This is a genomic window from Leucobacter sp. M11 (assembly GCF_035726885.1).
GTDB lineage: Bacteria > Actinomycetota > Actinomycetes > Actinomycetales > Microbacteriaceae > JAPFRB01.
The window spans coordinates 433,969-437,666 of record NZ_JAPFRB010000001.1; the positions used below are offsets into that span (position 1 = coordinate 433,969).

4 protein-coding genes are annotated in these 3,698 nt (G+C 70.1%); 3 read left to right on the forward strand and 1 reads right to left on the reverse strand.

The window, feature by feature from the left end; genetic code table 11:
* Positions 1-136 precede the first annotated feature (136 nt).
* Complete coding sequence (locus OOT08_RS02200) at positions 137-1,234, forward strand: YeiH family protein (protein WP_325090917.1); 1,098 nt, start codon at positions 137-139, stop codon at positions 1,232-1,234.
* On the opposite strand, the gene OOT08_RS02205 is transcribed toward OOT08_RS02200, so the two are convergent.
* Complete coding sequence (locus OOT08_RS02205) at positions 1,231-1,929, reverse strand: M15 family metallopeptidase (protein WP_325090918.1); 699 nt, start codon at positions 1,927-1,929, stop codon at positions 1,231-1,233. The genes OOT08_RS02200 and OOT08_RS02205 overlap by 4 nt on opposite strands.
* Before the next feature lie 151 nt (positions 1,930-2,080).
* Here OOT08_RS02205 and OOT08_RS02210 point away from each other — a divergent pair, with 151 nt between their 5' ends.
* Complete coding sequence (locus OOT08_RS02210; protein ID WP_325090919.1) at positions 2,081-2,752, forward strand: response regulator transcription factor; 672 nt, start codon at positions 2,081-2,083, stop codon at positions 2,750-2,752.
* Positions 2,745-3,698, forward strand: a 954-nt coding sequence (locus OOT08_RS02215; RefSeq protein ID WP_325090920.1) for a sensor histidine kinase, incomplete at its 3' end; no start/stop codon positions are given. The genes OOT08_RS02210 and OOT08_RS02215, both read left to right, overlap by 8 nt.

A 3,698-nucleotide genomic window follows, 5' to 3' on the forward strand; every position in this document is an offset into this window, starting at 1 on the left:
CAGGTGTCCTCCGCCATTGCCGGCCCCTCTCGCTCGGTTTCGCCGCGCTCGGGGGTGCCCCGGGCACAACAGGTGCTTGTGCCCTCACACGATACTCCGTCTTCCGTGGGCGGGCGGAGCGGGGAAGAATCGGAGCATGACCCGCACCCCGACCGCCTCGCCTCCCCGTTTCCTCGCCTCCCCCGCGCGCTTTCTCGCCGGGGTCGCCCCGGGGCTCCTCATCTGCCTGGCCCTCGCGGCAACGGCGACGGTGCTCAGCCGCTGGGTGCCCATCCTCGGCAGCGCCGTCCCCGCCATCCTGCTCGGGGTGCTCCTCGCCCCGCTCGTCCGGCGCTGGTCCGCCGCGGGTCGGGGCATCACGTTCTCCAGCAAGTTCGTGCTCCAGCTCAGCGTGGTCCTGCTCGGCTCCCAGCTCTCCCTCGGCGCGATCGCCCGGGTCGGCTTGGAGTCGTTGCCCGTCATGCTTGTCTCGCTCGCCGCGTGCCTAATCGGGGCCTGGCTCCTGGGCCGCTGGCTCGGCATCACGGGCGACCTCAAGACCCTGATCGGGGTCGGCACGGGCATCTGCGGGGCCTCCGCGATCGCCGCGGTCTCCCCCGTGATCGGGGCCGTGAGCGCGGACATCGCCTACGCGATCTCCACCATTTTCCTGTTCAATATTCTCGCCGTGCTGGTCTTCCCCGCGATCGGGACGGCCCTCGGCATGAGCGAGCACACCTTCGGCCTGTTCGCGGGCACCGCGATCAACGACACCTCCTCGGTCGTCGCCGCCGCCTCGGTGTTCGGGGCTGGCGCGCTCGGCTTCGCCGTCGTCGTGAAGCTCGTGCGCACCCTCATGATCATTCCGATCAGCGTGGCGCTCGCGATCTATGTGGGGCGGCACGGCACCGAGGCCGAACGTCTTGCCGCGAGCGCCGCGGGAGCGAGCGCGCCGCCCCCCGCCAAGATGACCTGGCGGCGGGCCGGAAAGCTCGTGCCCTGGTTCCTGATCGGGTTCTTGGTGGTCGCGGCGGTCGGCTCGCTCGGGATCATTCCCGAGGCGGCAACCGAGCCCATCAGCCGAGTCTCCGTGTTCCTGATTGCGGCGGCGATGGCGGGGATCGGGCTGAGCACCGACCTGGGCAAATTCCGGAGCGCGGGCCTCAAGCCGCTGCTGCTCGGCTGCCTGCTCTGGCTCGTCGTCACGGGGGCCAGCCTGCTGACCCTCTGGGCGACGGGGGCCCTCGCGGGCTAGCCCGCGGAGGCGTCCGTGAGGGGCTCGGGGCACCAGCCCTCAGGGGAGATCTCGTCGAGCTCGAAGTGCCACATCTCGTTCGAGTACGTTTGGCAGAGCCCGTAGGCCGCGCCGTGCTGGCTGAGCCAGCTGTTCGCGTCGGTCGGGCCGATGTCGACCGCGTTTCCCGTCACATGGTTCGAATCGGTCGGGCGCGAGACCCAGCGCGACGCTTCCTCCTCGCTCAGGTAGTTCGTGACCGCCTCGTCGAAGAGGAGTTGCTGGAAGCGCTCCGAGCGCCATCCGGAGGTGAGCCAGAAGTCCACGCCCTGCGCCTGGGCGTCGGTGGCCGCGCGCTGCATCGCGGAGCGCAGCTCGGGGTCGAGGTTCGCGACCGCCGGGTGATCGTCTTCGAACGGGGAGAGCACGCCCTCCTGGCCGAGCGAGCCGTCTTCCCGCCCGGGCTCGCCGCTCAGCTCGGCGGCGACCGTGCCCTCGCCGGAGCCGGGCTGCGCCGCGCCTCCCAGGCCCCCGGGGAGGGGGCCGCCGAGCGAGGCGAGGCCGAAGGCGAACAGGCCCCCGACCGCCAGCACGAGCGACACGATGCCGGAGATGACCAGCGCGGCGCGGCCCCGCTTGGTGGGCCGGATCACGCTGCGCTGGGCCCGGTCGGCTGAGATGTGGGTCGTTGCGGATCGGTGTTGCTGGGGGGTCACGCTGGCCTCCTGGGTTGGTTCGGGGTGATGTTCTCCAGTTCATCAAGCGGGGTGTTTTCCCAGCGTCAAGCCCCCGTTTCACACGGACGCAACATCCCTCCGGCCTACACTGGTCTCGGCCCGACCCCCGGGCCCGGAACAGGAGCTGTCGATGCGCGTATTGATCGTCGAGGACGAGCAGTACCTCGTGGAGGCGCTGCAGACCGGGCTCGCCCAGGACGCCATCGCCGCGGACATCGCCCTCGACGGCGAGCGGGCGCTGGAGCTGGTGTCGATCAATGAGTACGACGCGGTCGTGCTCGACCGGGATGTGCCGGGGGTGCACGGAGATGTCGTGTGTCAGCGCATCGTCACGGATTACCCCGGGGTGCGGGTGCTCATGCTCACCGCGGCCGGGCGGTTGCGGGACAAGGTGCACGGTTTCGCCCTGGGCGCGGACGATTACCTGGCGAAACCGTTCGCCCTGGAGGAGCTGGTGGCGCGGCTTCGCGCGCTGGCGCGTCGCCCGGCCGCGGCGACGCCGCCCACGTTGCGGGCGGGCGACCTGGAGCTGGATCCGTTCCGGATGTCGGTCACGCGGGCCAGCTTGCCGATTCGCCTGACGAATAAGCAGTTCGCGGTGTTGGAGCTGTTGTTGCGCGCCGAGGGCGGGATCGTGAGCCAGGAGACCCTGTTGGAGAAGGTGTGGGACGAGCACGCCGATCCCTTCACGAGTGCCCCGCGGGTGACGGTGTCGACCCTGCGAAAGGCGCTGGGCGAGCCCGCGCTCATCGAGACGGTGACGGGGCGCGGCTATCGGATTGCGCCGGATTCACGTGGGTGATCAGCTGCCCGCTCGGCCGCGGTTTCGTTCCACGGCCCGGTTCCGGCTGGCCCTGAGTTACGCGGTGTTTTTGCTCGCGGCGGGCGCCGTGGTGCTCGTGGCGGTGTTTCTCGTGCTCTGGTTTATCCCGAGCTACCCGATGATTCCGGCGAATGCGCAGGAGGCGGTGAACGGGGTGCCGACGCGGGGCCAGATCTTGCGGACCCTGCTGTGGGTGTCTGCCTGGGTGATGCTCGCGCTGGCGCTGATCGGCACCTTCGGGGGCTGGTTCCTGGCGGGATGGGTGTTGCGCCCGCTGCAGGAGATCAGCGCGGCGGCGCGGCTGGTGGCGAGCGGGAATCTGGACCATCGGATTGCGTTGGCGGGGCCGCGGGATGAGTTTCGGGAGCTCGCGGATTCCTTCGATTTGATGCTGGAGCGGTTGAGCGATGCCTTCGAGACGCAGGAGCGTTTCGCGGCGAATGCCTCGCACGAGCTGCGCACCCCGCTCGCGGTGAGCGCGACGATGCTCGAGGTGGCGGCGCGGGAGCCGGGCACTGCGGCGCAGCAGCAGTTGGTGCGCCGACTCTCGGAGACGAATCAGCGCGCGATCTCGCTGACCGAGGCGTTGCTGAATCTGGCCGATGCGAATGCGATCAACCAGCGTTTTGAGCCGCTGTCGCTCGGGGAATTGGCGGCGGAGACGCTGGCCGAGGCGGAACCCGAGTTGACGCGGCGCGGGGTGAGCGCGGTGAGCGAGTTCGCGCGGGGCGAGCTCACGGGCGATCCCGTGCTGCTGCGTCAGATGCTGAGCAATCTCGTGCACAACGCGATTCGGCACAATACCCCGGGCGGGACCCTGTGGCTGCGCGTGAGCGAGGAGCCGGACGGGGTGCGGGTGACCGTGTGGAACACGGGTGAGGCGCTGAGCGACGAGGCGCTCGCGCGGCTGACCGAGCCGTTTTAC

Coding starts and splice junctions, on each gene's coding strand:
- OOT08_RS02200 (WP_325090917.1), top strand. CDS start 137: ATGACCCGCACCCCGACCGCCTCGCCTCCCCGTTTCCTCGCCTCCCCC.
- OOT08_RS02210 (WP_325090919.1), top strand. CDS start 2,081: ATGCGCGTATTGATCGTCGAGGACGAGCAGTACCTCGTGGAGGCGCTG.